The organism is Streptomyces sp. NPDC014676 (genome assembly GCF_043084105.1).
Taxonomy (GTDB): domain Bacteria; phylum Actinomycetota; class Actinomycetes; order Streptomycetales; family Streptomycetaceae; genus Streptomyces.
On sequence record NZ_JBIBZI010000003.1, the window covers coordinates 344,957 to 369,742 of the forward strand.

At 73.3% G+C, this 24,786-nt stretch carries 26 protein-coding genes; 13 read left to right on the forward strand and 13 right to left on the reverse strand.

The genetic code is table 11. From position 1 onward, the window contains the following. Nucleotides 1-391: 391 nt before the first annotated feature. Entirely contained in the window at nt 392-577 is a 186-nt protein-coding gene (locus ACF1DX_RS10335) for a transposase (protein WP_391790759.1), read from the forward strand. 383 nt (nt 578-960) lie between these two features. On the opposite strand, the gene ACF1DX_RS10340 is transcribed toward ACF1DX_RS10335, so the two are convergent. The 3 genes from ACF1DX_RS10340 to ACF1DX_RS10350 are packed head-to-tail and all read right to left on the reverse strand — an operon-like array spanning nt 961 to nt 3,461. Next, a complete protein-coding gene (locus ACF1DX_RS10340; protein WP_391790760.1) occupies nt 961-1,692 on the reverse strand; it encodes an FAD:protein FMN transferase in 732 nt (243 codons plus the stop codon). Nucleotide 1,693: 1 nt separating this feature from the next. Continuing rightward, entirely contained in the window at nt 1,694-2,092 is a 399-nt protein-coding gene (locus ACF1DX_RS10345; protein WP_391790761.1) for an FMN-binding protein, read from the reverse strand. 28 nt (nt 2,093-2,120) lie between these two features. Next, complete coding sequence (locus ACF1DX_RS10350) at nt 2,121-3,461, reverse strand: ferric reductase-like transmembrane domain-containing protein (RefSeq protein ID WP_391790762.1); 1,341 nt, start codon at nt 3,459-3,461, stop codon at nt 2,121-2,123. A 149-nt stretch (nt 3,462-3,610) separates the two neighbouring features. Here ACF1DX_RS10350 and ACF1DX_RS10355 point away from each other — a divergent pair, with 149 nt between their 5' ends. The 3 genes from ACF1DX_RS10355 to ACF1DX_RS10365 all read left to right on the forward strand — a co-directional run bounded on the left by ACF1DX_RS10355 (nt 3,611) and on the right by ACF1DX_RS10365 (nt 7,017). After that, a complete protein-coding gene (locus ACF1DX_RS10355; protein ID WP_391790763.1) occupies nt 3,611-4,300 on the forward strand; it encodes a response regulator transcription factor in 690 nt (229 codons plus the stop codon). Continuing rightward, a complete protein-coding gene (locus ACF1DX_RS10360; protein WP_391790764.1) occupies nt 4,297-5,742 on the forward strand; it encodes a sensor histidine kinase in 1,446 nt (481 codons plus the stop codon). Before ACF1DX_RS10355 ends, ACF1DX_RS10360 begins: the two co-directional genes overlap by 4 nt. Before the next feature lie 270 nt (nt 5,743-6,012). Beyond that, nucleotides 6,013-7,017: an NAD-dependent epimerase/dehydratase family protein gene (locus ACF1DX_RS10365; protein WP_391790765.1), complete on the forward strand. Its 1,005-nt coding sequence runs from the start codon at nt 6,013-6,015 to the stop codon at nt 7,015-7,017. Between the two features lie 18 nt (nt 7,018-7,035). On the opposite strand, the gene ACF1DX_RS10370 is transcribed toward ACF1DX_RS10365, so the two are convergent. Continuing rightward, a complete protein-coding gene (locus tag ACF1DX_RS10370; RefSeq protein WP_391790766.1) occupies nt 7,036-8,148 on the reverse strand; it encodes a sensor histidine kinase in 1,113 nt (370 codons plus the stop codon). A gap of 3 nt (nt 8,149-8,151) precedes the next feature. Beyond that, entirely contained in the window at nt 8,152-8,880 is a 729-nt protein-coding gene (locus ACF1DX_RS10375) for a response regulator transcription factor (protein ID WP_391790767.1), read from the reverse strand. A gap of 104 nt (nt 8,881-8,984) precedes the next feature. On the opposite strand from ACF1DX_RS10375, the gene ACF1DX_RS10380 reads away from it, so the two are divergent. The 3 genes from ACF1DX_RS10380 to ACF1DX_RS10390 are packed head-to-tail and all read left to right on the forward strand — an operon-like array spanning nt 8,985 to nt 11,016. Continuing rightward, nucleotides 8,985-9,707: a glycosyltransferase family 2 protein gene (locus ACF1DX_RS10380; protein ID WP_391790768.1), complete on the forward strand. Its 723-nt coding sequence runs from the start codon at nt 8,985-8,987 to the stop codon at nt 9,705-9,707. Continuing rightward, entirely contained in the window at nt 9,704-10,324 is a 621-nt protein-coding gene (locus ACF1DX_RS10385; RefSeq protein WP_391790769.1) for a DUF2064 domain-containing protein, read from the forward strand. The genes ACF1DX_RS10380 and ACF1DX_RS10385 overlap by 4 nt, the downstream gene beginning before the upstream one ends. Beyond that, nucleotides 10,321-11,016: a class I SAM-dependent methyltransferase gene (locus ACF1DX_RS10390; protein WP_391790770.1), complete on the forward strand. Its 696-nt coding sequence runs from the start codon at nt 10,321-10,323 to the stop codon at nt 11,014-11,016. The genes ACF1DX_RS10385 and ACF1DX_RS10390 overlap by 4 nt, the downstream gene beginning before the upstream one ends. Nucleotides 11,017-11,153: 137 nt before the next feature. On the opposite strand, the gene ACF1DX_RS10395 is transcribed toward ACF1DX_RS10390, so the two are convergent. Continuing rightward, entirely contained in the window at nt 11,154-11,576 is a 423-nt protein-coding gene (locus ACF1DX_RS10395) for a hypothetical protein (RefSeq protein WP_391790771.1), read from the reverse strand. Beyond that, nucleotides 11,573-12,832: a molybdopterin-dependent oxidoreductase gene (locus ACF1DX_RS10400; protein ID WP_391790772.1), complete on the reverse strand. Its 1,260-nt coding sequence runs from the start codon at nt 12,830-12,832 to the stop codon at nt 11,573-11,575. The genes ACF1DX_RS10395 and ACF1DX_RS10400 overlap by 4 nt, the downstream gene beginning before the upstream one ends. 113 nt (nt 12,833-12,945) lie before the next feature. On the opposite strand from ACF1DX_RS10400, the gene ACF1DX_RS10405 reads away from it, so the two are divergent. Next, entirely contained in the window at nt 12,946-14,265 is a 1,320-nt protein-coding gene (locus ACF1DX_RS10405; protein ID WP_391790773.1) for a hypothetical protein, read from the forward strand. A gap of 18 nt (nt 14,266-14,283) precedes the next feature. Here the strand turns inward: ACF1DX_RS10405 and msrB are convergent, their stop codons facing one another. From msrB to ACF1DX_RS10425, 4 genes are all read right to left on the reverse strand, one after another. After that, the gene (msrB, locus tag ACF1DX_RS10410) at nt 14,284-14,691 is read right to left on the reverse strand and encodes a peptide-methionine (R)-S-oxide reductase MsrB (protein WP_391790774.1); all 408 of its coding nucleotides are present in this window, start codon (nt 14,689-14,691) and stop codon (nt 14,284-14,286) included. Nucleotides 14,692-14,705: 14 nt separating this feature from the next. Beyond that, nucleotides 14,706-16,094: a UDP-N-acetylmuramate--L-alanine ligase gene (murC, locus tag ACF1DX_RS10415; protein ID WP_391790775.1), complete on the reverse strand. Its 1,389-nt coding sequence runs from the start codon at nt 16,092-16,094 to the stop codon at nt 14,706-14,708. An 80-nt stretch (nt 16,095-16,174) separates the two neighbouring features. Continuing rightward, nucleotides 16,175-16,648, reverse strand: coding sequence for an indole-3-glycerol phosphate synthase (locus ACF1DX_RS10420; RefSeq protein WP_391790776.1), 474 nt, complete (start codon nt 16,646-16,648; stop codon nt 16,175-16,177). A gap of 214 nt (nt 16,649-16,862) precedes the next feature. After that, nucleotides 16,863-17,657, reverse strand: a complete 795-nt coding sequence (locus tag ACF1DX_RS10425) for a pyrimidine reductase family protein (protein WP_391790777.1) — start codon at nt 17,655-17,657, stop codon at nt 16,863-16,865. A 37-nt stretch (nt 17,658-17,694) separates the two neighbouring features. Here ACF1DX_RS10425 and zapE point away from each other — a divergent pair, with 37 nt between their 5' ends. The 5 genes from zapE to ACF1DX_RS10450 all read left to right on the forward strand — a co-directional run bounded on the left by zapE (nt 17,695) and on the right by ACF1DX_RS10450 (nt 23,787). Further along, nucleotides 17,695-18,798 (forward strand): cell division protein ZapE, encoded by a 1,104-nt coding sequence (gene zapE / locus ACF1DX_RS10430; RefSeq protein WP_391790778.1) that lies wholly within the window; start codon nt 17,695-17,697, stop codon nt 18,796-18,798. A gap of 410 nt (nt 18,799-19,208) precedes the next feature. Further along, the gene (locus ACF1DX_RS10435; protein WP_391790779.1) at nt 19,209-19,790 is read left to right on the forward strand and encodes a carbonic anhydrase; all 582 of its coding nucleotides are present in this window, start codon (nt 19,209-19,211) and stop codon (nt 19,788-19,790) included. An 8-nt stretch (nt 19,791-19,798) separates the two neighbouring features. After that, nucleotides 19,799-21,265, forward strand: a complete 1,467-nt coding sequence (locus ACF1DX_RS10440) for a SulP family inorganic anion transporter (RefSeq protein ID WP_391790780.1) — start codon at nt 19,799-19,801, stop codon at nt 21,263-21,265. 227 nt (nt 21,266-21,492) lie between these two features. Continuing rightward, the gene (locus tag ACF1DX_RS10445; protein ID WP_391790781.1) at nt 21,493-22,302 is read left to right on the forward strand and encodes a slipin family protein; all 810 of its coding nucleotides are present in this window, start codon (nt 21,493-21,495) and stop codon (nt 22,300-22,302) included. A gap of 90 nt (nt 22,303-22,392) precedes the next feature. After that, the gene (locus tag ACF1DX_RS10450) at nt 22,393-23,787 is read left to right on the forward strand and encodes an alkaline phosphatase PhoX (RefSeq protein WP_391790782.1); all 1,395 of its coding nucleotides are present in this window, start codon (nt 22,393-22,395) and stop codon (nt 23,785-23,787) included. A 61-nt stretch (nt 23,788-23,848) separates the two neighbouring features. Here the strand turns inward: ACF1DX_RS10450 and ACF1DX_RS10455 are convergent, their stop codons facing one another. Continuing rightward, a complete protein-coding gene (locus tag ACF1DX_RS10455) occupies nt 23,849-24,334 on the reverse strand; it encodes an SRPBCC domain-containing protein (RefSeq protein ID WP_391790783.1) in 486 nt (161 codons plus the stop codon). Then, nucleotides 24,331-24,750 (reverse strand): ArsR/SmtB family transcription factor, encoded by a 420-nt coding sequence (locus ACF1DX_RS10460; protein ID WP_391790784.1) that lies wholly within the window; start codon nt 24,748-24,750, stop codon nt 24,331-24,333. The genes ACF1DX_RS10455 and ACF1DX_RS10460 overlap by 4 nt, the downstream gene beginning before the upstream one ends. Nucleotides 24,751-24,786 lie beyond the last annotated feature (36 nt).

The window sequence follows — 24,786 nt, forward strand, 5'->3', positions numbered from 1 at the left end:
CCTTCCGGTGGGCGGACGGTTCTGGCCAGGGCCTGACGGTCTGACGCCGGTCGAGTCTAGACGGCACCCTCGGCAAGCGCCTTGAAGCGCCGGACGCCCGTGTCGCCGCCGGGACGGACACACGGGTGTCGGGGGGGGCGTGCGGGGTGCTGTACGGGCCGGCGGCGGGAACGGGCTGCCGCCGTCCCTGGATGCCATCGGCTCACGCGACCGCACGCCCACAAGGGTGATGACATCGGCGATCACCACGGCAGCTCATGGTCATTGCGGTTCTGAGTCGCGGTCAGCGTGGTGTTGTGATCGCGGTGGAAGCTGTGTCCATATCAAGAGGCAGGGCGCGTCGACCACCGTCATCGTCAGCCTGCTCGGTCTGGGACCGGCAAGGCCGGCCATGTGCCTCGCGGAGGCCGACGCCCTCGGTGACGCCGCATACGGCCAGGTCGGCGATGAACGCGTCAGCCACCGCAACGGCTACCGCACACGCGAGTGGGGCACCCTCGCCGACACCGCCGCATTCGCCGTCCCCGAACTCCGGACCGGAAGTCACCCCCCGCACCGGTTGCCGGAGCGGCGGTGACCCGCGCTTTCCACGTACTTGGCCGACCGCACACCCGGCGGGACATGATCTCCCGGAGGCTCACGTCCCCTTGCTCTGCCGGAAAGAGTGAACATCCAGCGGGCGAATGCACCTCACGCACTCAGATGAGCAGAATGTGAACATCGGAGGCCGAAATGCTCCCGCTTTTCAAAAGAGGTACTGGAAGCACTCGTCGATGCTCCGGCGGATGCCGGCGGCGCGGACCAGTTCGGACAGGGGCACTTCGGTGGGCGACCAGCGCAAGAGAAGGCGAGTTCGCCGGTGGGCCGGTTGTGTCGGCCGGCTCGCCACGCACACCAGGAGTGTCCGTGCGTGGGTGGGGTGTCGTGTACGCCGGAGCTTCGCGCGGGGCCCTGCAAGCGTTACGCCGCCTCCCGCGCCGACGGGAAGCCCGGTGACCGTACGACCCGGCGGTCCGCCGTCACGGCGAACACCTCGCAGCCGGGGCGTGCGGCGGCCCACGCGATGCCCTCCGGGCCCAGGGCGAAGGCCGCCGTGGCGACCGTGTCCGCCTCGGTTAGGGTGGGGGCGGTGACGGTCAGGGCGAGCAGGCCGGTCGCCGGGCGGCCGGTGCGGCCGTCGATGATGTGGTCGCCGCGTTCGTAGCGCGCGGAGGTCGCGACCGCGCCGTCGGTGAGGTCCAGGACGGTGCAGAGCCGGCCGGCGTGTTCCGGGTGCCGTACGCCCACGCGCCACGGGCCGCCGGCGGCGACCACGTCACCGCCGGCGTTGAGGCAGAACCGCCGCGCTCCCGCCGCCCGCAGCAGTTCGGCGCCCCTCTGCACCGACCAGCCCTTCACCACCGCGCACGGATCGAGGCGCCGACCCGGCAGCCGTACGTCGAACGCGCCCCCGGTGGCGGTCCGGTACCGCTCGCACAGGGCGAGGACCTCGGTGAGGTCGTCGCTGAGCCGGTCGGGGTCCAGTTCGCCCCGGTCCAGGCGGGAGACCTCGCTGTCCTCGCGGAACGGGCTGAAACGGGCGTCGACCTCGCGCAGCCAGGTGAAGAGGTCGTCCACCGCGGATTCCCGGAACCCCTCGTCGTCGACGCGGAGCGACACCGGGAAGCCCATGACGTGTTCGACGCGCCGCACGTCAGGAGCCCTGCGCGTCGAGGGCGGCCTGCAGCGACTCCCGGTAGCCGTCGCTGGTGACGGTGGCGCCGGAGACCGTGTCGACGTCGGCGCTCTGGGCCTGAAGCGTCTCCTCGATCAGCACCGGTACGGCGGCCGTGGTCTGCGGGTGGTCCGGCTGCCGGAGCATCCGCACCGCGCTGATGCGGTCGCCGTCGAGGGTGACCTCGACCTGCACGGGACCCTTCTCCGTGTCGACGGTGGGGCCCGCGACGACACGGGTGGTGCCGCCCGGGGAGGCGGACACCGAGGGGGCGGGCGCGGGTTCGGCCACCGCCGGCTCCGGGGCGGACGGGGTGTAGCGCCAGAGGGGGATCAGTCCGGCGACGGTCAGGACCAGGACGGGCAGTGCTCGTTTCACGGTGTTCTCCTCGATCGACCCGCGTTCGTCATCCGGCCAGGCTGAAGCGCTCGTAGTGGATCTGCCGCTTCGGTACGCCCAGTTCGCGCAGGCCGCGCAGGACCGCGGTGGTCATGCCGGGCGGACCGCAGACGTAGACGTCCCGGTCGGTGAGGTCGGGTACCAGGCGGGACAGTTCACCGGGGGCGAGCCGGTCCGGTACGGGCGGGCCGGTGATCAGGTGGAGGTCGGCGCCCTTGGCGAGGGCGAGTTCGCGCAGTTCGCCGTGGAGGACGGCGTCGGTCTCCGTGCTCACCCGGTAGAGGACGACGGCGTGGCCGTGCAGCTCCTCCAGCAGGGCTCGGATCGGGGTGACGCCGACGCCGCCGGCGATGAGCAGGGCGTCGGGGCGGGTGCGGTGCAGGGTGGTGAAGGCGCCGTAGGGGCCCTCCGCGAAGACCCGGGTGCCGGGCCTGAGGTGGCGCAGGGCCGCGCTGCCGTCGCCGGCCGCCTTCGCGGTGAGCCGCAGGGTGCGGCCGTCGGGCGCGGCGGACAGGGAGAACGGGTTCGCCTGCCACCAGCGGTCCTTCGTCAGGAACCGCCACAGGAAGAACTGGCCGGCGCGGGCGGGCAGCCGGTCCAGATCGCGGCCGGTGATGTGGACGGACACCACGTTGTCGTTCTCGGGGACGACTGCGGTGACCCGGAACCGGTGGCGCCGGTTGCGCCACAGCGGCAGGACCAGCCGGCCGGCGAACACGGCGGTGAGGGCGGCGCCCCACAGCCCGTACCAGTAGGCGGTGGCGGCGGCCGAGGCGGTGAAGGTGGAGCCGACGGCGACCTGGTGGGTGAAGGCGAGGACCACGGCGACGTACGTGTACAGGTGGATGAAGTGCCAGGTCTCGTAGGCGAGGCGGCGCCGGGCGCGGCGGGCCGAGACCGCGCCGACGACCAGGATCAGCGCCAGCGCGACGACCGCGCGCAGCACGCCCTCGACGGTCTCCGCGAGGTCGACGAGCTGGTTCACCGGGTCCATGGAGGACATCTCGGCGTAGCCGAAGGTGATGAAGACGGCGTGGCCGAGGAGCGTCCACAGCAGTCCGAAGCCGGTCCAGCGGTGCCACAGGGTCAGCCGGTCCATGCCGATCCGGCGGTCCAGCCAGGGCAGCCGGGCCACCAGCAGCAGTTGGAACGCCATCAGCAGGGCGGCGTACAGGCCGGTGAGGCGGCCGAGCACGACGAGGGCGTTGGCGCCGAAGCCCGCCTGGACGAAGAAGACGGCCACCACCACCGCGTTCGCGGCGAGCAGGCCGTACAGGCCGGTGCGCGCCACCGCCTTGGGGCGTCGCCTCGCGGTGGGGGGTGCGGGAGGCGATTCGACAGCTGTCACGCCGGAAACTCCTTGATCGGGTCCTGGGACTCCGAGCTTGGTCACAGGCGCTGTCGATTCCCTGTCGGTCAACTTTCAAGTTTTTATCGATCGAGACGCGATCGTGCACCGCCTCTGGTGCCGGGGGCGGTGTGCCGCAGTATGGGCGGGTGGAAAAAGTACGACTCCTCGTCGTGGACGACGACCCGCCGATAGCCGACCTGGTCGCGACCGTCGCCCGGTACGAGGGCTGGGACGCGGTCACCGCCAACTCCGGGGAGGAGGCGCTGCGCCGCGCGGCCGAGTTCCGCCCGGACATCGTGGTGCTCGACCTGATGCTGCCGGACGTCGACGGCTTCGGCGTCCTGGACCGGCTGCGGCGTTCCGGGACGATGGTGCCGGTGGTGTTCCTCACCGCGCGGGACGGGGTCGCCGACCGGGTGGCGGGGCTGACCCGGGGCGGGGACGACTACCTGGTCAAGCCGTTCGCCGTGGAGGAGCTGATGGCGCGGCTGCGGACGGTGCTGCGGCGCAGTGCGGGGCCCGCGTTCCAGCGGTCGGTGCTGCGGGTGGCGGACCTGTCGATGGACGAGGACACCCGTGAGGTGCGGCGCGGCGAGCGGCTGCTGTCGCTGACGCCGACCGAGTACGAGGTGCTGCGCTACCTCATGCGCCGGTCACCGACCGTGCTGACGAAGGCGCAGATCCTGGACCATGTGTGGGAGTACGGCTTCGGGGGCCGCTCCAACGTGGTGGAACTGGTGGTGAGCCGGCTGCGGCGCAAGCTGGACGACACCGGTGAGCCGCTGATCCAGACCGTACGGGGCTTCGGGTACGTGATCCGGCAGGCCGCCGAGTGACGGCGTCCCTGCGGCGGTTGCGGGACACCTACCGCGGGGTGCGCCTGGGCACCCGGCTGGCGCTGGGCCTCGGGGTGCTGTCCCTCGCGGTGTTCGCGGTCGTCGGCACCGCGCTCACCACGTACATGCACGACTATCTGGAACGGCAGCTCGGCGACCAGCTCAAGCTGATCCAGGCCGTGCAGGCCAAGGACGCGGCGGCGCACGGCACGGTCAAGCGGAAGCCGTACTACGGCTGGTACACGGCGGTGTACGACGTCTCCGACGACGCCGTCACCCTGCGCAGGCCCGCCGACGTGCCCGCCGACACCCGCGCGCTGGCCGATCTCGCGCGGGCGATGGCGCACTCCGACACCGAGCTGACGCGCACCGCGCGCATCGACGGGGAGGGCACCTACCGGCTGCGCGGCTGCGAGGTCGAACCGGGGGTGGTGCTGGTGAGCGCCGCACCCGTGGAGGACATCGAGGAGACCGTCGGGCAGCTGATCACCGTGCAGGTGGTGGTGTTCGCCCTCGCGCTGCTGGCGCTGGTGGTGTTCGGACGGCGGATGCTGCGGCGCGGTCTGAAGCCGCTGAGCGACATGGCGCACACCGCGCACGGCATCGCCTCGCACGACCTGACCGAGTCGGCGGCCCGGCTGCCGCTGCGCGCCGACGGGCGGGACGGGGGCCGGGAGGTGGCGGAGCTGCGGACCGCGTTCAACACGATGCTGGAGCACATCGACGACTCCCTCGCGGTGCGCGCGGAGGCGGAGCTGCGGCTGCGCCGGTTCGTCGCGGACGCCTCGCACGAACTGCGCACCCCGCTGATGTCGGTACGCGGCTACGCGGACCTGTTCCAGTACGCCGCCGCCAACGAACCCGCCGAACGCGAACGGCACCTGGCCCGGCTGCGCGCGGAGGCCGCCCGGATGGGCGTACTCCTCGACGACCTGCTGCTGCTCGCCCGGCTGGACGCGGCGGAGGTGGAGGCGCCGCTGCGGACGGCGGACACGGACCTGGCGGAACTGGTCCAGCAGGCCGCCGACGCGTTCCGGGCGAGCCATCCGGGGCATCCGCTGACGGTGACGGCGGGCCCCGGCCGGCTGGTCCTGCGGCTCGATCCGCAGTGCGTCCGGCAGGTCCTGGACAACCTGCTCACCAACGCGGCCGTGCACACCCCGGCCGGGACCCGGGTGTCCGTGGCGGTGTCCGTCGCCGACGGCTCGGCCTCGGTGCGGGTCGCCGACGCGGGGCCCGGCATCCCGGCGGAGGACCGGGAGCGCGTCTTCGACCGCTTCTACCGCGTCGACAAGGCCCGCAGCCGGGACCGCGGCGGCAGCGGCCTGGGCCTGGCGGTCGCCCGCTCACTGGTACGGGCGCACGGCGGCGACATCGACCTGAGCAGCGCCCCGGGGGCGACGACGTTCACGGTCCGGCTGCCGCTGCACACCGCCCCTTGACCTGGCGCGCCCGCGCGGTCGTACCCCCGTTCCCGCGGGCAGTCGTGCCGCACACCCCCGTTCCCGCGGGCAGTCGTGCCGCAGGGCGGCACGGGTGGGCGCGACGGCACCCCGAAGCGTCGGGCTGCGCGACCCACCCCCGCCCGGCTCCCACCCCGGGCAACCGTCCAACCCCGGCCCACCTCAGCACCGAGCGCCCCGGTCTTACGGACCCGTGACGTCACGGGCGCGGCACCCCCGCCTGAAGAAGTCCACGCCTAGCGTGAGCACATGCGCGTACTGGTCACCGGCGGCGCCGGTTTCATCGGGTCCCACGTCGTAGAGGCGCTGCGCGCCCACGGGCACGACCCCGTCGTCTTCGACATCCGCACCGACCCCACGGCGGACGTCCGCTCCCCGGGAGCGGTCCGCGACGCCCTCTCCGGCGTGGACGCCGTCTGCCACCAGGCGGCCATGGTCGGTCTCGGCACCGGATTCACCGACGCCCCGGAGTACGTCTCCCACAACGACCTGGGCACGGCCGTCCTGCTGGCCGCCATGGCGGAGGCCGGGGTCGGCCGGCTCGTGCTGGCCGGTTCGATGGTGGTGTACGGCGAGGGCCGCTACCGCTGCGCCCGGCACGGAGTCGTGCGCCCCGGACCGCGCGCCGTCCCCGACCTGGCGGCCGGACGCTTCGAACCCCCCTGCCCGACCTGCGGCGCGGACCTCGAACCCGGCCTGGTCGACGAGGACGCCCCGGCCGACCCGCGCAACGTGTACGCCACGACCAAGCTGGCCCAGGAACACCTGGCCGCCGCCTGGGCCCGCTCGACGGGCGGTTCGGCGGTGTCGCTGCGCTACCACAACGTCTACGGCCCCGGGATGCCCCGCGACACCCCGTACGCGGGCGTCGCCTCCTTCTTCCGCTCGGCGCTGGCCCGCGGCGAGGCCCCGCGCGTCTTCGAGGACGGCCGTCAGCGCCGGGACTTCGTCCACGTACGGGACGTGGCGTCGGCGAACGTCGCCGCCCTGACGGCGGCGGACCCGGCGGCCGGGACGCTCACCGCGTACAACACCGGCAGCGGCACCCCGCACACGGTCGGCGGGATGGCCCGCGCCCTGGCCGCCGCGTACGGCGGCCCGGACCCGGTCGTCACCGGCGAGTACCGCCTGGGCGACGTCCGGCACATCACGGCGGACTCCTCCCGGCTCCGCGCCGACCTGGGCTGGAGGCCGGAGGTGGGCTTCGAGGAGGGGATGCGGGAGTTCGCGTCGGCGGGGCTGCGGGGCGAGTGAGGCCGCGGGGCGGGCGAGTCACCCCTCCGTCGCCGGGAGGATCACCTCGAAGCGGCAGCCGCCGGTGACGTTGCGGACGGTGGCGCTGCCGCGGTGGGCCTCGACGATGCCGCGGACGATGGCGAGGCCGAGGCCCGCGCCGGCCGGCGGGGTGCGGGCGTGGGTGCCGCGCCAGCCGGTGTCGAAGACGCGGGGCAGGTCCTCCTCGGGGATGCCGCCGCAGCCGTCCGTCACGGACAGCACCACGCCCTCGTCCGAACGCCGGGCCGCGACGGCGACCGTGCCGTCGGCCGGGGTCCGGCGGATCGCGTTGACCAGCAGATTGCCCAGCACCCGGCTCATCTCCCGCCCGTCCACCTCCACCGGCACCGGCTCCACCCCGTCCCCGAGGAGCCGGACACCGTGCTCGCGGGCGAGCGGGTCCGCGCCGGCGAGGGCGTCGCCGATCAGGTCGTACAGGGAGATCCGGGAGGGCGAGAGGGTCAGTGTGCCGGCGTGGATGCGGGAGAGTTCGAAGAGGTCGCCGACCATGTCGTTGAGGCGTTCCACCTCGGTGCGGATCTGCCTCAGATAGCGGTCGGGTTCGGCGGCGACGCCGTCCTCCAGCGCCTCGGCCATCGCGCGGAGTCCGGCGAGCGGGGTGCGCAGGTCGTGGGAGATCCAGGCGACGAGTTCGCGCCGGGAGGACTCCAGGGCGCGTTCGCGGTCCCGTGACTCGGCCAGTCTGACGCTGGTCGCCTCCAGTTCGCGGCTGAGCGCGGCGAGTTCGGCGGTGGACGGGCGCTCGGGCGCGGCGAAGTCACCGCCGTCACCGAACGAGCGCGCGGCGAGGGCCAGTTCGCGGCTGCGGGCGACGACCCAGCGGCCCAGCAGCAGCGCGGTGACCATGGAGACCACGGCGGCCATGGCGACGACCGTGGTCACCACGCTCAGGTCGTGCGCCGACAGGAACATCGCCTGGGCGACGGCCAGGGTGCCCGCGAGCATCGCGGCCACCGCGACCCCGGCGACGACCGCGAGATGCGCCGTCAGCGACCACCGCCGGATCAGCAGCAGGACGCACGCGCCGAGGACACCCGCCGAGGCGGCGCCGAGGAAGGCGAACAGGGCGATGAGCAGCATGTCCCGCATCGCTCACGCCTCCCCGGCCGCGGTGGCGGGGTCGAAGCGGTAGCCGACGCCCCACACCGTCTGGATGAGCCGGGGCCGCGCCGGATCGTCCTCGACCTTGCCGCGCAGCCGCCGTACGTGGACGGTCACGGTGGACAGGTCGCCGAAGTCCCAACCCCACACCTCACGCATCAGCTCCTCCCGCGCGAAGGCCCGCCCGGGGTGCCGCAGGAAGAAGGCCAGGAGGTCGAACTCGCGGATGGTGAGGGCGAGTTCGGTGCCGTTCTTGACGGCCCGGCGGGCGGCGGGGTCGACGGAGAGGCCCGCCGCCCGCAGCAGGCCGGACGCGGGGGCCGGGGCGGGGCGGGCGCGGCGCAGCACGGACTCGACGCGCAGGACCAGCTCGCGCGGGCTGAACGGCTTGGTGACGTAGTCGTCGGCGCCGACCTCGAGACCGAGGATGCGGTCGTCCTCGTCGCCGCGCGCGGTGAGCATGATGACCGGCACCGGCCCCTGCCCGCGCATCCGCCGGCACACCTCCAGGCCGTCCATGCCGGGCAGCATCAGGTCGAGGACGACGAGGTCCGGCCAGTGGGCCGCCGCGCGGGCGAGCGCGTCGGGGCCGTCGCCGGCCCGGTCGACGACGTATCCGGCGCGGTCCAGGTAGCCCGTGACGATCTCGGCGACGGTGGGGTCGTCGTCGACGACGAGGACCCGGGCTCCGGCCTCGGCGTTCGGTGGTCGCTGCTCCATGCCGCCAGCCTCGCACCACGCGCGCGCGAGCAGGCCGGCCGGGCCGCCGATGTCCGCGTTCCGTAAGGAGCCGCTGCCCGGTATGCCCTTTTCGCGTTCGTAGGGTGAGAGCCGTGACCACCTCCTCCCCCGCTCCGGAAGCGGGCCCGCCGTCCGTGGACGTCGTCCTCCCCTGTCTCGACGAGGCCGCGGCACTGCCGTGGGTGCTGGGGCGCGTGCCGCCCGGCTGGCGCGCCCTCGTCGTGGACAACGGCTCCACGGACGGCTCCGACCGCATCGCCCGTGAGCTCGGCGCGACCGTCGTGCACGAGGAGCGGCGCGGTTTCGGCGCCGCCTGCCACGCCGGGCTGACCGCCGCCACGGCCGACATCGTCTGCTTCTGCGACTGCGACGCCTCCCTCGACCCGGCGGACCTGGTGCCGTTCGTGCGCGAGGTACGGGCCGGCGAGGCGGACCTGGTCCTGGGCCGGCGCCGGCCGCGGGGGCGCGGCGCCTGGCCGGCGCACGCCCGCGCGGGCAACCTCGCGCTGTCCCGGCTGCTGCGCCGCCGTACCGGACTGCGGCTGCGCGACCTCGGCCCGCTGCGGGCTGCCCGGCGCGAGGAACTGCTCGCCCTGGACCTGACCGACCGGCGCAGCGGCTACCCGCTGCAGATGGTGGTGCGCGCCGCCGACGCCGGCTGGCGGGTCACCGAGCACGACGTCCCGTACGCGCCGCGCACCGGCACCTCCAAGGTGACCGGCACCTGGCGGGGCACCTTCCAGGCGGTACGGGACATGAGCCGCGTACTCCAGGAGGCACCGGTGCGGGAAGGGGCGGCGTCATGACGTCGTCGCCGGTCACGCTGCTGGTGATCGCCAAGGAGCCCCGCCCCGGCCGGGTGAAGACCCGGCTGACCCCTCCGTTCACCCCGGAGGAGGCGGCGGGACTCGCCGAGGCCGCGCTCGCGGACACCCTGGACGTGGTGGCGCGCACGCCCGCGCGGCGCCGGGTGCTGGTGCTGGACGGGGCGCCGGGGCGCTGGCTGCCGGAGGGCATCGAGGTCGTACCGCAGTGCGCGGGCGGGCTCGACGAGCGGCTGGCCGCCGCGTTCGCCGGGTGCGACGGACCGGCCCTCCTCATCGGCATGGACACGCCCCAGGTGACCCCGGAGCTGCTCACCGTGGACTTCGGTGACTGCGACGCGTACTTCGGCCCCGCCGAGGACGGCGGCTTCTGGGCGCTCGGCCTGGCCGCACCCGACCCGGCGCTCCTGCGCGGGGTCCCCATGTCGGCACCGGAGACCGGGGCCGTGCAACGGCGACGGCTCGCGGGGTTGCGGGTCCGCGAACTGCCGCTGCTGCGGGACGTGGACACGGCGGACGACGCGACGCTGGTCGCCGGTGAGGCACCCGGCGGACGGTTCGCCGCGCGGCTGGCCCGGCTGACGGCGGCCCACCGGTGAGCGGGGTGCGGGCGGCGGCGCGCGTCGGACACCAGCGGACGGTTCCCGCCGCCGAGCGGGCCTGGTCGGCGGACCCGTACGCCGACGCCCTGCGCGCCGGCCGGGGGCCGCTGTTCCTGCGCCGTGCCGACGGCCGGCTGCTGCCGCTGGACGTGGAGCGCTGGTGCGCGGAGGCCGACGCGGCGGACCTGGAGGTGCTGCGGCGCTGCGAGGGCGCGGTGCTGGACGTGGGCTGCGGGCCGGGGCGGCTGGTCGCGGCTCTGGGTGCCCGGGGTCGTAGCGTGCTGGGCATCGACGTCAGCGAGGCCGCGGTCGCGCACACGGTCGGGCGCGGCGGGCCGGCGCTGCTCCGGTCGGTCTTCGACCCGCTGCCGGGGACCGGGCGCTGGGGTACGGCACTGCTGCTGGACGGCAACGTCGGGATCGGCGGGGATCCGGTCGCGCTGTTGCGGCGGGTCGCGCGGCTGGTGGTGGCGGGCGGGCTGTTGATCGTCGAGACGGTGCCGTGCCCGGACGTCGACGAACGTGTCCTGGTCCAGGTGACCGACGCGCGTCGTCCGCCCGGGGCGCCGTTTCCGTGGGCCCGCCTCGGGACGCCGGCGCTGCTGCGGTGTGCGGCGGGGGCGGGGTGGCGGGCGGACGGCCAGTGGTCGGCGGGCGGGCGCTCGTTCGTGGCGCTGCGGGCGGAGTAGGGACCTTTTTCCCGCCCCCGCCGCCCTTCCCGTCCCGAACTCGGGGCTCCGCCCCGGACCTCGCTCCTCGAACGCCGGAGGGGCTGAATTCAGCCCCTCCGGGGTCCCCCCTCTGGAGAGTTCGAGGACGCGGCTCGTCAGGCCCCGTCCGTCGGCCCCCGTCCCCTTCCGCGCCGCACCGCGCACACCACCGCCGACCCCCCGAACAGCACGGCCGTGACGATCAGCCACCGCACCGCGTACCCCTCCGCGGACTGCCCCGCGGCGCCGGCGTACCGCTCCGACACCCGTCCGCTGATCAGCGGGAACCACACCAGCAGCAGCAACCCGGACAGCGCCGCCGGCACCCGCACGTAGGTGACCCACCCCCGCCGCACCCCTCGCACCAGCACACGGTCGGCCCCCGCGTACAACGGCAGCAGCACCAGATCATGGACCAGCGCCGCCCCCACGAACCACAGCGCGACCGGGAACCAGTCCCCGTCGAGCAGCCGCACCCCCGCGTACGCGCAGAGGACGAACGAACACAGCAGCACCACCGGCTTCACAGGTCGCCTCACAGTTCGCCGAAGGTCAGCCGGGCGACCCACTTGGTGTTGAGCACACCGGGCGCCGCGGGCACGATGATCCGGGCCGGACAGCCGTGATCGGGGGTCAGCTCCTCGCCGTTGACGAACAGGGCGAGCAGCGAACGCGGGTCGGCCACCTGATTGGCCCGCAGCGCCCCCCGCCGGAACGCACCACGCCGCTGGAGCGACTCCACGAACACGTCCACCGGCTCCTCATGGCCGACGAGCGCCGCGAGGTCCCTCAGCCGTACCCCCCGCCACCACTGGTCGGAGGTGGACCAGCCCTCCACGCAGGCGATGGGCAGGGCCGCGCTGTGCAGCGGCATGGCGAGCAGCTCGGCCCTGCTGAGCCGTACGGTGCCGGTGGGCCCGGCGACCGCCAGCCGCCACGCCTCCTCGTTCGTCTCGGCGGCGCGGATCCCGGCGTACGCGGCCGTCTTGTTGATCTGGAAGCCCCCCGGTCCGCCGCCGGGCTCGGGACCGCCGTGCGGGGTGAGGACGGCGGTCTCGCGCAGCGGCCCGTCGAAGCTGCGCCCGGCGGAGGTGGCGAACAGCAGCAGCGAGCCGCCGCCGACCAGTCCGAGTGCCCCGCGCCGCGAGACGGTCGGCGGGTCGGGACGGGGAGCGACCAGCTCGTCCGCTTCTTCATCGCTGCCGTCCCGCATCGTCCGCAGGTTCCTGAACGCCATCGGCGCCTTCAGCACCGCATGGGCGACGAACGCGCCGAAGAACACCCAGGCGCCGTAGAAGTGCAGCGGGTAGAAGGAGCCGGGGAAGACGTAGTCGAGCTGGACGTTGAGGATGCCCGTGGTGAACTCGAACAGCGCCCCGCCGACCAGGAGCAGCAGGGAGATCCGCTCCAGCGCGTGGGTGAGCGAGCGGGCCGGGGGCAGCGTGAACAGCCTGGGCACGACCGACCACAGTTTGGCCAGCAGCACCGGGACGAGCACCAGGCCGAGCGTGACGTGGACGCCCTGGGTGAGCCGGTACAGCCAATGCGGGTCGGTGGGCCAGGAGAAGAGATAGAAGCCGAGGATCCCCTTGCCGGGGGTCTTGTCGTTCACCCGCGCGAGGTCCGGGTTGTACGCGGCGTACGACAGCAGTCCCGTCACGAACAGGATCGTGATGCCGGCGAGGAGGACCACGCCGAGCACCGCGGTGAACCGGGGGCCGCGCAGCGGGCTGCGCCAGAAGTCCGGCGAGAACGGGCCGCGCGCGGGGACGGTGGGGAGGAATGACCGAGCCATGCGCCGACCGTAGGACCGCACCACCCCATGAAAGGGTGCGGAAGGGATGACGAAACGCTGACATCCCTCCTCGTCAGCCGCTCGGCCCCGCTCCCCCGGCCTAGCGTGACGGCGTGAACCGCGATCTTCCCCGTTGCACCGCCCGCGACCTCTCGGCGGTCGTGGCCGCCGCCCTGCTCGTCCTGGCCGCCGCGCTGATCGGCGCGTGGATCGACCGGGACGGCTCCCTGCGGGTGAACTGGCCGCCGTTGCTGGCGAACTGGGCTCCGCACGTCGGCCCCGGCACGCCGGCCGCCCTGGTCGTCGCCGCCGCCGTCGTGGCGTACGGCCCGTCCCTGGCCGTACGGCTGTCCTGGCGGCGGCTGCTGCTCACCGCGTGGGCGGCGTCCCTGGCGTGGACCTGGTCGCTCGCCCTCGTCGACGGCTGGTTCCGGGGCGTCGCCGGGCAGCTGACCAGCACCCATGAATACCTGCGTGCCGTCGACCGCTTCCGGGACATCCCCGCCGCCCTGCGCGACTTCGACGCGCGCATCCTGCTCGACAGCCCCGACAACTGGCCCGCCCATGTCGCCGGGCACCCACCGGGCGCCACGCTCACCTTCGTCTTGCTGGACCGGATCGGGCTGGGCGGCGGCGGGTGGGCGGGCGCCTTCGTCATCGTCACCGGCACCACGGCGGCGGTCGCGATCCTGATCGCCGTACGCCGGCTCGCCGGCGAGTCGCTCGCCCGCCGCGCCGCGCCCTTCCTGGTCCTGGCCCCGGCGGCGGTGTGGGTGGGCACGTCCGCCGACGGTTACTTCACGGCGGTGGCCGCCTGGGCCGTCGCGCTGCTCGCGCTCGCCGTGACGGGACACCGCCCGGCCTGGACGGGCCTCGGCTCGGGACTGCTGTTCGGGCTCACCGTGTATCTGTCGTACGGGCTCACCCTGTTCGCGGTGACCGGCGCGGCGGTTCTGCTGCTGGGCACGCGGCGGCTGCGGGTACTGCCCTGGGTCGTCGCCGGGTTCCTGGTCGTGCCGGTGGTCTTCGCCGTGCTGGGCTTCGACTGGTGGGAGGCGTACCGCCTGCTGGTCACCCGCTACCACCAGGGCGCGGGCGGGGTACGGCCGTACGGGTACTGGGTGTGGGCGAACCTCGCGTGCACGGTGCTGATCACCGGCCCGGCGACGGTGGCCGGGCTGCGCAGGGCCGGGGGCGTCCTCAGGGACCGGGGCGCCGGCGCCCGTCTCGCGGTGCTCATGGCGTCCGCGTTCCTCGCGCTGCTGATCGCGGATCTGTCCGGGATGAGCAAGGCGGAGACGGAACGGATCTGGCTGCCCTTCGCGTTCTGGCTGCTCCCCGCCGCCGCCTTCCTGCCCGGCCCGCGCGCCTGGCTGGCCGGGCAGGCGGTCCTCGCCCTGCTCCTCAACCACCTGCTGCTCACCGGCTGGTGAGCAGCAGGCCGGTACGGATCAGCCCTCGGTGGGCTGCAGCGTCAGCGAGATGCTGTTGATGCAGTACCGCTGGTCGGTGGGCGTCGCATAGCCCTCACCCTCGAACACGTGCCCCAGGTGGGAGCCGCAGCGGGCGCACCGCACCTCGGTGCGGACCATGCCGTGCGACCGGTCCTCGATCAGCTCCACGGCGTCGGTGTCCTTCGGGTCGTAGAAGGACGGCCAGCCGCAGTGCGACTCGAACTTGGTGGTCGAGGTGAACAGCTCGGCGCCGCAGGCGCGACAGGAGTAGACGCCCTCGGTCTTGGTGTCGGTGTACTCGCCGGTGAAGGCCGGTTCCGTGGCCGCCTGGCGCAGGACGGCGTACTCGGACGGGGACAGTTCCGCGCGCCACTGCTCGTCCGGCTTCTCCACGTCGTACGGCATGAGCTTCCAGCCCCTTACTTCGTCAGACGGTCCAGGATCAGCGGGCCGAGGTCGGTGACGTCGCCCGCTCCCATGGTGAGAACGAGATCACCGGGCTTCGCCATTCCCGCGATCACCTCGGGGATCTCCGCCTTGTCGTGGACGGCGGTGACGTCCGCGCCGGCCGTCCGGGCCGCCTCGATGATCAGCTCGCTGGTGACGCCGGGGATCGGGTCCTCGCGGGCCGGGTAGATGTCGAGGACCACCGAGGCGTCGGCGAGGGACAGGGACTGACCCATCTCCTTGCCGAGCTCGCGGGTGCGGGAGAAGAGGTGGGGCTGGAAGACGACGAGGATGCGGGCGTCCCCGGCGGCGGCGCGCATCGCCTCCAGGTCGGCGGTCATCTCGGTCGGGTGGTGCGCGTAGGAGTCGACGACCTGAACGCCGGCCGCCTCGCCCTTGAGCTGGAGGCGGCGCTTGACGCCCGTGTACGCGGCCAGCGCCGGGGCCAGTTCGGCGGCCGGGACGCCGAGCGCCACGCCGGCGGCGAGCGCGGCGACCGCGTTGTGCGCGTAGTGCCGGCCGGGCACCGACACGGTGAAGGTGAGCGGGGCGCCGTCGAGCTCGACGGTCACCTCGCTCCTCAGCCCCTGCGGGACGACCGACAGGACCCGTACGTCGGCGTCCGCGGACTCGCCGTACGTCACGGTCCGCACCGAGCCGTCCAGCCGGCGGGTCAGCTCGCGGGCGCCCTCGTGGTCGGCGGAGATCACCAGGGTGCCGCCGGGCACGATCCGGCCGACGAACGTCTCGAAGGACTCGTGGATCTCCTCCATGGACGCGTAGTTGGCGTGGTGGTCCAGCTCCACGTTGAGGATGATCGCGACCTCGGGGGCGTACGTGTGGAAGCTGCGGTCCGATTCGTCCGCCTCGGCGACGAAGATGTCGCCCGCGCCGTGCAGCGCGTTGGAGCCGGGGGCGTCCAGGTCGCCGCCGATCGCGTACGACGGCTCACGGCCGAGCGCGGTGAGGGAGACGGCCAGCATGGAGGTGGTGGTGGTCTTGCCGTGGGTGCCGGCCACCGCGATCGGGCGCAGTCCGTCCATCAGGGCGGCGAGGGCGTCGGAGCGGTGCACCACCGGGATGCCCAGCTCGGCCGCGCGGACCAGTTCGGGGTTGTCCTCGCGGATGGCGGAGGAGACGACCACGCAGCTCGCGTCGTCGGCGAGGTGTCCGGCGGCGTGCCCGATGTGCACGGTGGCGCCGAGGGCGCGCAGGGCGTCGGCGGTCGCGGAGTCCTTGGCGTCGCTGCCGGCCACCTTCGCGCCGCGCTGGGCGAGGATTTTGGCGATGCCCGACATCCCGGCGCCGCCGATGCCGATGAAGTGCGGTCGGTCCATGGCGGTAGGAAGGCCGGGTGCCATGCGTGTTCTCCCAGTGGTGCGACGAGCGGGACGGCGGTCTTCGCGCTCTCGCGGGAGAACCGGGAGAGCGCCGCCCCAGCCTATGCCTTGCTGTGGGAGAAGAGTTTCAGCACCGGCACCCCGACCTTGTGGCGGGCGCGGGAGGCCCAGTCGCGGTGGAAGAACTCCTCCACGTAGTGCGGGTCGGTCAGGACGATCACCTCGTCCGCCCCGACCTCCTCCACCATGGTCTTCAGCGCGTCCAGGGGGTGGTCCGTGATGAGGCGGCCGTCCGCCGTGTCGCCGGTGGCGCGCAGGGCCCGCAGGGACACCTCCAGGGCCTGTTCCCCCATGTCCTGGGCCTCCTCGCCCTCGGGGGTCTCGCCCTCGCGGGCGGCCTCGTCGAGCTCGCCGAGCGCGACGTCGTCGATGGCTCTCAGCAGCCGGTCGGCCTGTTCGCCGCGCGGCTGGAGCAGCACGTGGAAGGAGACCGGCTCGTCGCCGTGCAAGGTGGTGACGAACTCCACGTCGGCGGACGTCAGGGCCTTCTCGATCATCAGTACGCTGGTGAACACCAGGCGCCCCTTCTCCTCGGAGGACCCTGGGGTCCCCTCTGTGCTCCGTGGACCCTGCCAGGTCCTGCGGAAACCCTTCTGCCCCGTGTGCGCACGGGTACTGCCGGATTCAGTGTCGCCCCTTCCCGCACCGGCCGGACGGATGCGTTCCGCCGATCACCGGACAAGCGGCCACCATCGGGCGCTCCCGCGGACGCGGCCACGGACGCGGACGTCAGGACCGCTGGTAGCGCGTGAACAGGAAACCGTCCTCCTCCAGCATCGACTTCAGCGTGAAGCGCCGCGGAAGTGTTACGGACGGTCCGCCGGCGATGCGCTGTGCGTCACCGGCGGTGAGCATCGGCGAGACGGTCAGACAGAGCTCGTCCAGCACCCCGGCCGCCACCAGCTGGCCCAGCAGTCGCGGTCCGCCCTCGGTCAGCAGCCGGGTGTGTCCGAGGTCCGCGAGGGCCCGCACGGCCCGCGCGGGGTCCACCGCTCCCCCCTCCCCGGCGGTGATCACCCGGGCGCCCGCCTTCTCGGCGGCGGCCACGCGGCCGGGGGCGGCCCCGGCTCCGGTCAGCAGCAGCGTGGGCGCCAGGGGGGAGGTGAACAGCGGCAGCGAGAAGTCCAGGTCCAGGCTCGCCGTCACCACCGCGATCACGGGCGCGGGCCCCTGTCCGGCGGCCTCCCGCGCGGCCGCGAACTCCGTGCGTGCGCGTGCCGGACGGTAGCCCTCCTGCCGTACCGTCTGCGCGCCGACGAGCACGACGTCGGCGAGCGCCCGCAGCGTGCCGAAGATCCGCATGTCGGCCGGGCAGGAGATGGGCTGCGAGCGGCCGTCGTGCTGGGCGGCCCCGTCGAGGGTGGACACCATGTTGGCCCGCAGCCACGGCTCCCGCCCGCCGGGCCCCGGCTCGGGGTAGGCGTACGCGGCGGCCAGCTCGGCGAGGCTCCACTCACGGCCGTCCTCCCCGCCGGGAGCTGCTGTTTCGTCGGTCACGTCGGTCACGGGGAACAGGCGTCGCATGCCGAGCAGTGTTCCACGGCCCGTAGCATGGGGGACCGTGTCGTCCTCCTCCTCCGCCTCCCGTCCCGGTCCGGCAGCCGACGTGGCCCCGCTGTCGCTGTGCGCCCGTGAGCCGCACGTGCCCGCGGACCGGCTCGTCGCCGAGATGGTGCCGCCGCCGCGGTTCGACTCGGTCCGCTTCGGCAGCTACATACCGGACCCGAACCAGCCGAGCCAGACCGAGGCCGTGCGCGTCCTCGAGGGCTTCGCGGCCGGTCTCGACGGGGCGGCGGCCGGCGACTCGGGCCGGCGCCGGCTGTTCGGCTTCGGCAGGGCGCCGAAGAAGGCCCCGGCCGGGCCGCGCGGCGTCTACCTCGACGGCGGTTACGGCGTCGGCAAGACCCACCTGCTGGCCTCCCTGTGGCACGCCACCCCGGCCGAGCCCGCGCTCAAGGCGTTCGGCACCTTCGTGGAGCTGACCAATCTGGTCGGCGCCCTCGGCTTCCAGCAGACCGTGAAGACCCTCTCCGGGCACCGCCTGCTGTGCATCGACGAGTTCGAGCTGGACGATCCGGGCGACACCGTGCTCGTCTCCACCCTGCTGGGGAAGCTGGTCGAGGCCGGCGTCGCGCTCGCCGCCACCTCGAACACGCTGCCGGGCAAGCTCGGCGAGGGCCGGTTCGCCGCCGCCGACTTCCTGCGCGAGATCCAGGGCCTGTCGGCCCACTTCCGCGCCCTGCGCATCGACGGCGAGGACTACCGCCACCGGGGCCTGCCCGAGGCGCCGGAGCCGTACTCCGACGAGCGGGTGACGCGGACGGCGCACGCCACCGAGGGTGCCTCGCTCGACGCCTTCCCCGACCTGCTGGAGCATCTCGCGCGGGTCCATCCCAGCCGCTACGGCGCCCTGACCGACGGGCTCCGCGCGGTGTGCCTCACCGGTGTGCGTCCGGTGCCGGACCAGTCGACCGCGCTCCGGCTCGTCGTCCTCGCGGACCGGCTCTACGACCGTGAGGTGCCCGTCCTCGCCTCGGGGCTGCCGTTCGACCGGCTGTTCAGCGAGGAGATGCTGAAGGGCGGCTACCGCAAGAAGTACTTCCGGGCGATCTCGCGGCTCACCGCGCTGGCCCGCGACGCGGGGCGGCTCGCCGAGGCCCATTGAGCCGAGGCCCGCTGAACCGCATGTCGGACACCTGATCGAACCACCTCCGATCAGGGGCTCATTCGCGCCAATCCACCCTTTCTTTTCAGGCTCTCTTCGCCACGAAACATCGAGTTAACCCTGCAAACGACTTTGCAGGGTTAACGTGTCTCTTGACCAACCGTTGACCAAGCCTTGGTGTGCGGAAGAGGTGCGAACCGCCTTGCGAAACACGCATGTCCCGAGGTCCGGCGACCGCGGCCCCACCCCGGCCCCTTGCCGTCGCTTTACCCTCGCTTCACTTCCTCGCGTTTCCCTCACCCTTCACACCCGCGTACACATTCCGTGAGGCAAGGACCACGGGTCAGCGGAGTCCGACCTTTGTCATGCCCGTCCGACGCGCCCCCACGCGCGCCAGGAGGAATCACCAGATGCAGCCCCTCATCGACAACGCCCGCACGTTCGGACAGCGCCCTGAGGAGTTCGCCCGCCTCGCCGAGGGTCAATCCCCCGACGTCCTGTTCATCACCTGTTCCGACTCCAGGGTCGTGCCGGCCCTGATCACGGGCGCCCGGCCCGGCGAGCTCTTCGAGCTGCGCACCGCGGGCAACATCGTCCCGCCGTACGCCCCCGGGCGCCCCACCTCCGAGGCGGCCACCGTCGAATACGCCGTGGGGGTCCTCGGCGTCACGGACATCGTGGTCTGCGGCCACTCCCACTGCGGGGCCATCGGCGCGCTGGTGCGCGGCGACGACCTGGACGCCGTGCCCGCCGTGCGCGACTGGCTGGCGCACGCCGCCGACGAGCCGGCGTCGGCCGACGCGACGGACCCGGCCTGCGCCCAGGCGGTCCAGCACCACGTCCTGGCCCAGCTGCTGCGGCTGCGCTCGTACCCGTGCGTCGAGCGGCGGCTGGCCTCGGGCCGGCTCCGGCTGCGCGGCTGGTACTACGAGGTGCACACCGGAGCCGTACGCGAACACCGCGCGGACACCGACGCGTTCGAGGCGCTGTGAGCACCGCCGTGTCGAAATTCCCCCATCTGCGGCAGGACTTCGCCGCCTCACTCGTCGTGTTCCTCGTCGCGCTCCCGCTGTGCGTGGGCGTCGCCGTCGCCTCCGGCGTCCCGGCCGAACTCGGCCTGGTCACCGGCATCGTGGGCGGACTGGTCACCGGTCTGCTGCCGGGCAGCAGCCTTCAGGTGTCCGGTCCGGCCGCCGGGCTGACCGTGCTGGTCTTCGAGGCCGTCGACACCTACGGGCTGCCCGCGCTCGGCGTGATCGTGCTGGCCACCGGGCTGCTCCAGCTCGCCATGGGCGCGCTGCGGCTCGGGCGCTGGTTCCGCGCGATATCCCTCTCGGTGGTCGAGGGCATGCTGGCCGGCATCGGTCTCGTGCTCATCGCGGGCCAGCTCTACGCGGCTGCCGGACTGCCGGCGCCCGCCTCCGGCCTCGACAAGATCCTCGGGCTGCCGGGGGCCGCCGTGGACGCGCTCGGCAGCACCGAGGCGCTCGCCTCGCTCGCGGTCGGCGCGGGCACCGTCGCCGTGATGGTGCTGTGGCGCCGGATACCCGGCCCGGCCGGCGCCGTACCGGGCGCGCTGGCGGCGGTGCTGCTGGCGACGGCGGTCACCCTCGCGTTCGGCGTGCCCGTCGCGACGGTCGAGGTACAGGGTCTGCTCGACGCCGTACAGCCGCCCGGCGCGGACGTCTTCGGCGGGCTGGAGATCGGCATCCTCGGCACGATCGCCGCCTTCACCCTGATCGCCTCCGCCGAGAGCCTGTTCAGCGCCGCCGCGGTGGACCGGCTGCACGACGGTCCGCGCACCCAGTACAACAAGGAGCTGATGGCGCAGGGCGCGGGCAACGCGGTCTGCGGGGTCCTCGGCGCGCTGCCGATGACCGCGGTCATCGTGCGCAGCTCGGCCAATGTCCAGGCGGGCGCCAGGACCAAGGCGTCCCGGGTGCTGCACGGCGTGTGGCTGCTGCTGTTCGCGGCGCTGCTGCCGTCCGCGCTGGCACTGATACCGCTGCCCGCGCTGGCCGGCATCCTGGTCCACGCCGGCTGGAAGCTGATCCCGTTCCGGGCCGTGGCCGCGCTCTGGCGGGGCCACCGGGGCGAGGCGCTGATCCTGGTGGTCACCGCCGTGTCGATCGTCGTGGTCAACATGTTCGAGGGCGTGCTGATCGGTCTGGCCCTGTCGGTCGCCAAGACGGCCTGGGAGGCCTCGCAGGCGAAGCTGGAGGTCGTGGACAAGGGCGCGGGCCCCCTCCAGGTGTACCTGTCGGGCAACGCGACCTTCCTGCGCCTCCCGAAGATCCTGGACACCCTGGAGTCCCTCCCCCAGGACCGTCCCGTCGAACTGGACCTCACCGGCCTCCACCACCTGGACCACGCCTGTCACACGGCCCTGAGGAACTGGTCCGAACGCCACAGCACACCGGGCACGGTCCCGGTGAAACTCACGGAGACACCGGTCGCGACACCCTAGGGGTGCAGGCATCAGGGGCGCGGGGCCGTACCGACATGCGGCTCCGCCGCGTGGGCGCGACCGGGGGTCCGGGGGCAGCGCCCCCGGAGACGGGAAGGGAAGGGGCGGCGGGGGCGAAAAACCCTGCCGCCCAGCCCTCGGGCCCCCGGGATGGCCCCGCACCGACCACCGGGCATATCGTTGCGAATGCACCCCGAAGCACACAGACCTCTGAACGGGAGGTCACCATGGTCGAGGAACTGCTCACCGCAGCCGCCGGCACCGCCGCGGCCGCAGCCGCCTACCTCATCGCGGCAGCCCGGGTCGTCAAGCAGTACGAGCGCGGCGTCGTCCTCCGCCTCGGCCGTCTGCACGGCACCGCGCGCCCGCCCGGCTTCACCCTCGTCGTCCCCGGCGTGGACCGGCTGCACAAGGTGAACCTCCAGATCGTCACGATGCCGGTGCCGGCCCAGGAGGGCATCACCCGGGACAACGTGACCGTACGGGTCGACGCGGTCGTCTACTTCAAGGTCGTCGACGCGCCGGCGGCCATCATCAACGTCGAGGACTACCGGTTCGCGGTGTCCCAGATGGCGCAGACCTCGCTGCGGTCGATCATCGGCAAGAGCGACCTCGACGACCTGCTGTCCAACCGCGAGAAGCTGAACCAGGGGCTGGAGCTGATGATCGACAGCCCCGCGATCGGCTGGGGCGTGCAGATCGACCGCGTGGAGATCAAGGACGTCTCCCTGCCCGACACGATGAAGCGGTCCATGGCCCGCCAGGCCGAGGCCGACCGCGAACGCCGGGCCCGCGTCATCAACGCCGACGCCGAACTCCAGGCGTCCAGGAAACTCGCCGAGGCCGCCCAGGAGATGTCGGAGACCCCCTCCGCCCTCCAACTGCGCCTGCTGCAGACCATCGTGGCCGTCGCCGCCGAGAAGAACTCCACCCTCGTCCTGCCCTTCCCCGTCGAACTCCTCCGCTTCCTCGAACGGGCCCAGCAGCCCGCGCCGGAGCCCCGCCCGGAGCCCGGCGGCCCCCGCTCCGGGCCGTGACACGTGCTACGCGCGTGGTTCCCGGGACCCGCACCAGGTGATAGACACGACCGGGTCACAGTTCCTGTCCGCCAGCAGGAAGGTTTCCCCATGTCAGAAACCGGGTCCACCACCGGCTCCCCCGCGACACGGCGCCAGGTGCTCACCCGTTCCGGCGCCCTCGGCATCGGCATCGTCTTCACCGGCGCCCTCTCCGAACTCTTCACCGGCACCGCCGCCGCCCGGGGCCTCGGCCACAGCGGTTACGGCCCCCTGGTCCCCGACCCCGACGGACTGCTCGACCTGCCGGAGGGCTTCCGCTACGAGGTCCTCTCCCGCGAGGGCGACCCGCTGCGCTCCGGCGAGGGCCCGGTCCCCTCCCACCACGACGGCATGGCCGCCTTCGCCGGCCGCCACGGCCGTGTCCACCTGGTCCGCAACCACGAGAACCGCGCCGACGGCAGAGTCCCCGTCCCGGTGGTCGACGGCCTGACCTACGACCCGGAGGGCAAGGGCGGCTGTACGGCACTCACCCTGGACCACCACGGCCGGGTGCTCTCGGAACGGGTCGCGATCGCCGGTACGGCCGTGAACTGCGCGGGCGGACCGACCCCCTGGGGCACCTGGCTGACCTGCGAGGAGACCGAGGACAAGGCCGGCACGGGCGGCTACACCAAGGACCACGGCTACATCTTCGAGGTCGACGGCGCCGACCCGCGCCGCACGGGCGCCGTACCGCTGACCGCGATGGGACGCTTCCAGCACGAGGCGGTCGCCGTGGACCCGAGGCGGGGCGTGGTCTACGAGACCGAGGACGCCTTCGAACGGCCCTTCGGCCTCTTCTACCGCTTCCTGCCGGAGAGACCCCTGGGCGGCACCGGTTCGCTGCACGCGGGCGGCCGGCTCCAGGCGATGCGGGTGCCCGGGGTGCCCGACCTGTCCTCGATCCAGGACGTCGGCGCCCGCTTCGACGGCATCGAGTGGGTGGACGTACCGGACCCGGGGGCCGCCGGAACAGCCATCCGCCACCAGGACTTCGGCCCGAAGGGCATCACCCACGCGCAGAAGCTGGAGGGCTGTTACTGGGGCGGACGCTCGGTCTACTTCGTGTCGTCCTTCGCCCGCAGCGCCGAGGGTTCGGCGGCCGACCACCACGGCCAGATCTGGCGCTACGACCCGGACCGGCGCCGCCTCACCCTGGTGATCGTCTTCGGTCCGGACGCCGGCGTCCAGCTGCCCGGCGAGTCACCGGACAACATCTGCCTCGCGCCCGGTGGCGGCCTGATGGTGTGCGAGGACGGCGGAGGCGCCCAGCACGTCTACGGCGTCACGCGCCGGGGCGAGGTCTACGCGATGGCCCGCAACCGCCAGAACGTCGGCACCCCCGAGGACCCGGAGTGGGGCGAGTTCGCCGGGGTCGCCTTCTCCCCGGACGGCCGCACGATGTACGTCAACTGCTACGACCCCGGCACGACGTTCGCCGTGACGGGCCCCTGGCGCGGGTAGCCGCGACCGCACGGCGACCGGGACGGAGGGCGGTGTACCGTCCTCCGTCCCGGCACGGCGTTCAGCCCGCCAGAAGCGCGTCCATCTGGCCGACGGCCTGGCTCATCCCCTCCACCATGCCCATCTCGGCCAGCTGCTCCATCTGCTCCCGGGTGTCGAAGACGGACCGCAGTTCCATCCGGGTGCCGCCCTCGTGCTCGGTGAGCGTCATCCGTACCGAGGTGGTCGGCATCTCGGGGTTCGGCTTCCCCTCCTGGTCGGAGAAGCCGTCGGTGAACTCCAGGGTGGTCGGCGGCGCGACCGAGGAGACCCGCCACCAGCCGCCGTACTTCTCGCCCTCCGGGCCGGTCATGAAGTACTTCACGCCGCCGCCGGGCGTCAGGTCGTGCTCCTCGAAGGTCGCCGGGTAGCTCGGCGGGCCCCACCAGCGCTCCAGCAGCCGGGGGTCGGCCCACAGCCGCCACACCCGCTCCACGGGAGCGGTGAAGTCGGCGACGAGGGTGAGCGTCAGTTCGTCGACGTCCTTGTCCACGCTGGTGACAGTCATCCGTCCGGTCCTTCCGTCGTGTTCTCGTCCGTGTTCTCGTCGTGGGCCGGGGCCCCGGAGTCGCCGGTCCCGACGGCGTCCTCCGTGAGCAGACCGGACATCCGGTCCACCCGCGCCCGCCAGGCCGACTCCAGTTCGTCCAGGGCCTGCCGCGCCCGGCCCACCGCGTCGGGATCGGTGCGCACGAGCTGCTCCCGTCCGCGTCGCTCCTTGGTGACCAGACCGGCCCGCTCCAGCACCGTGACGTGTTTCTGCACCGCCGCGAAGCTCATCGGGTACGCCACGGCCAGACGTGACACGGACAGCTCACCCCGGACACAGCGGCGGAGGATGTCGCGCCGCGTCGCGTCGGCCAGGGCGTGGAACAGCCGGTCCACGCTGCCGCCGTCGGCCTCTTCCTTCCCATCTACAACCATTTGGTTGTACGTTAACCCCGCGCCGCCCGCCCCGCA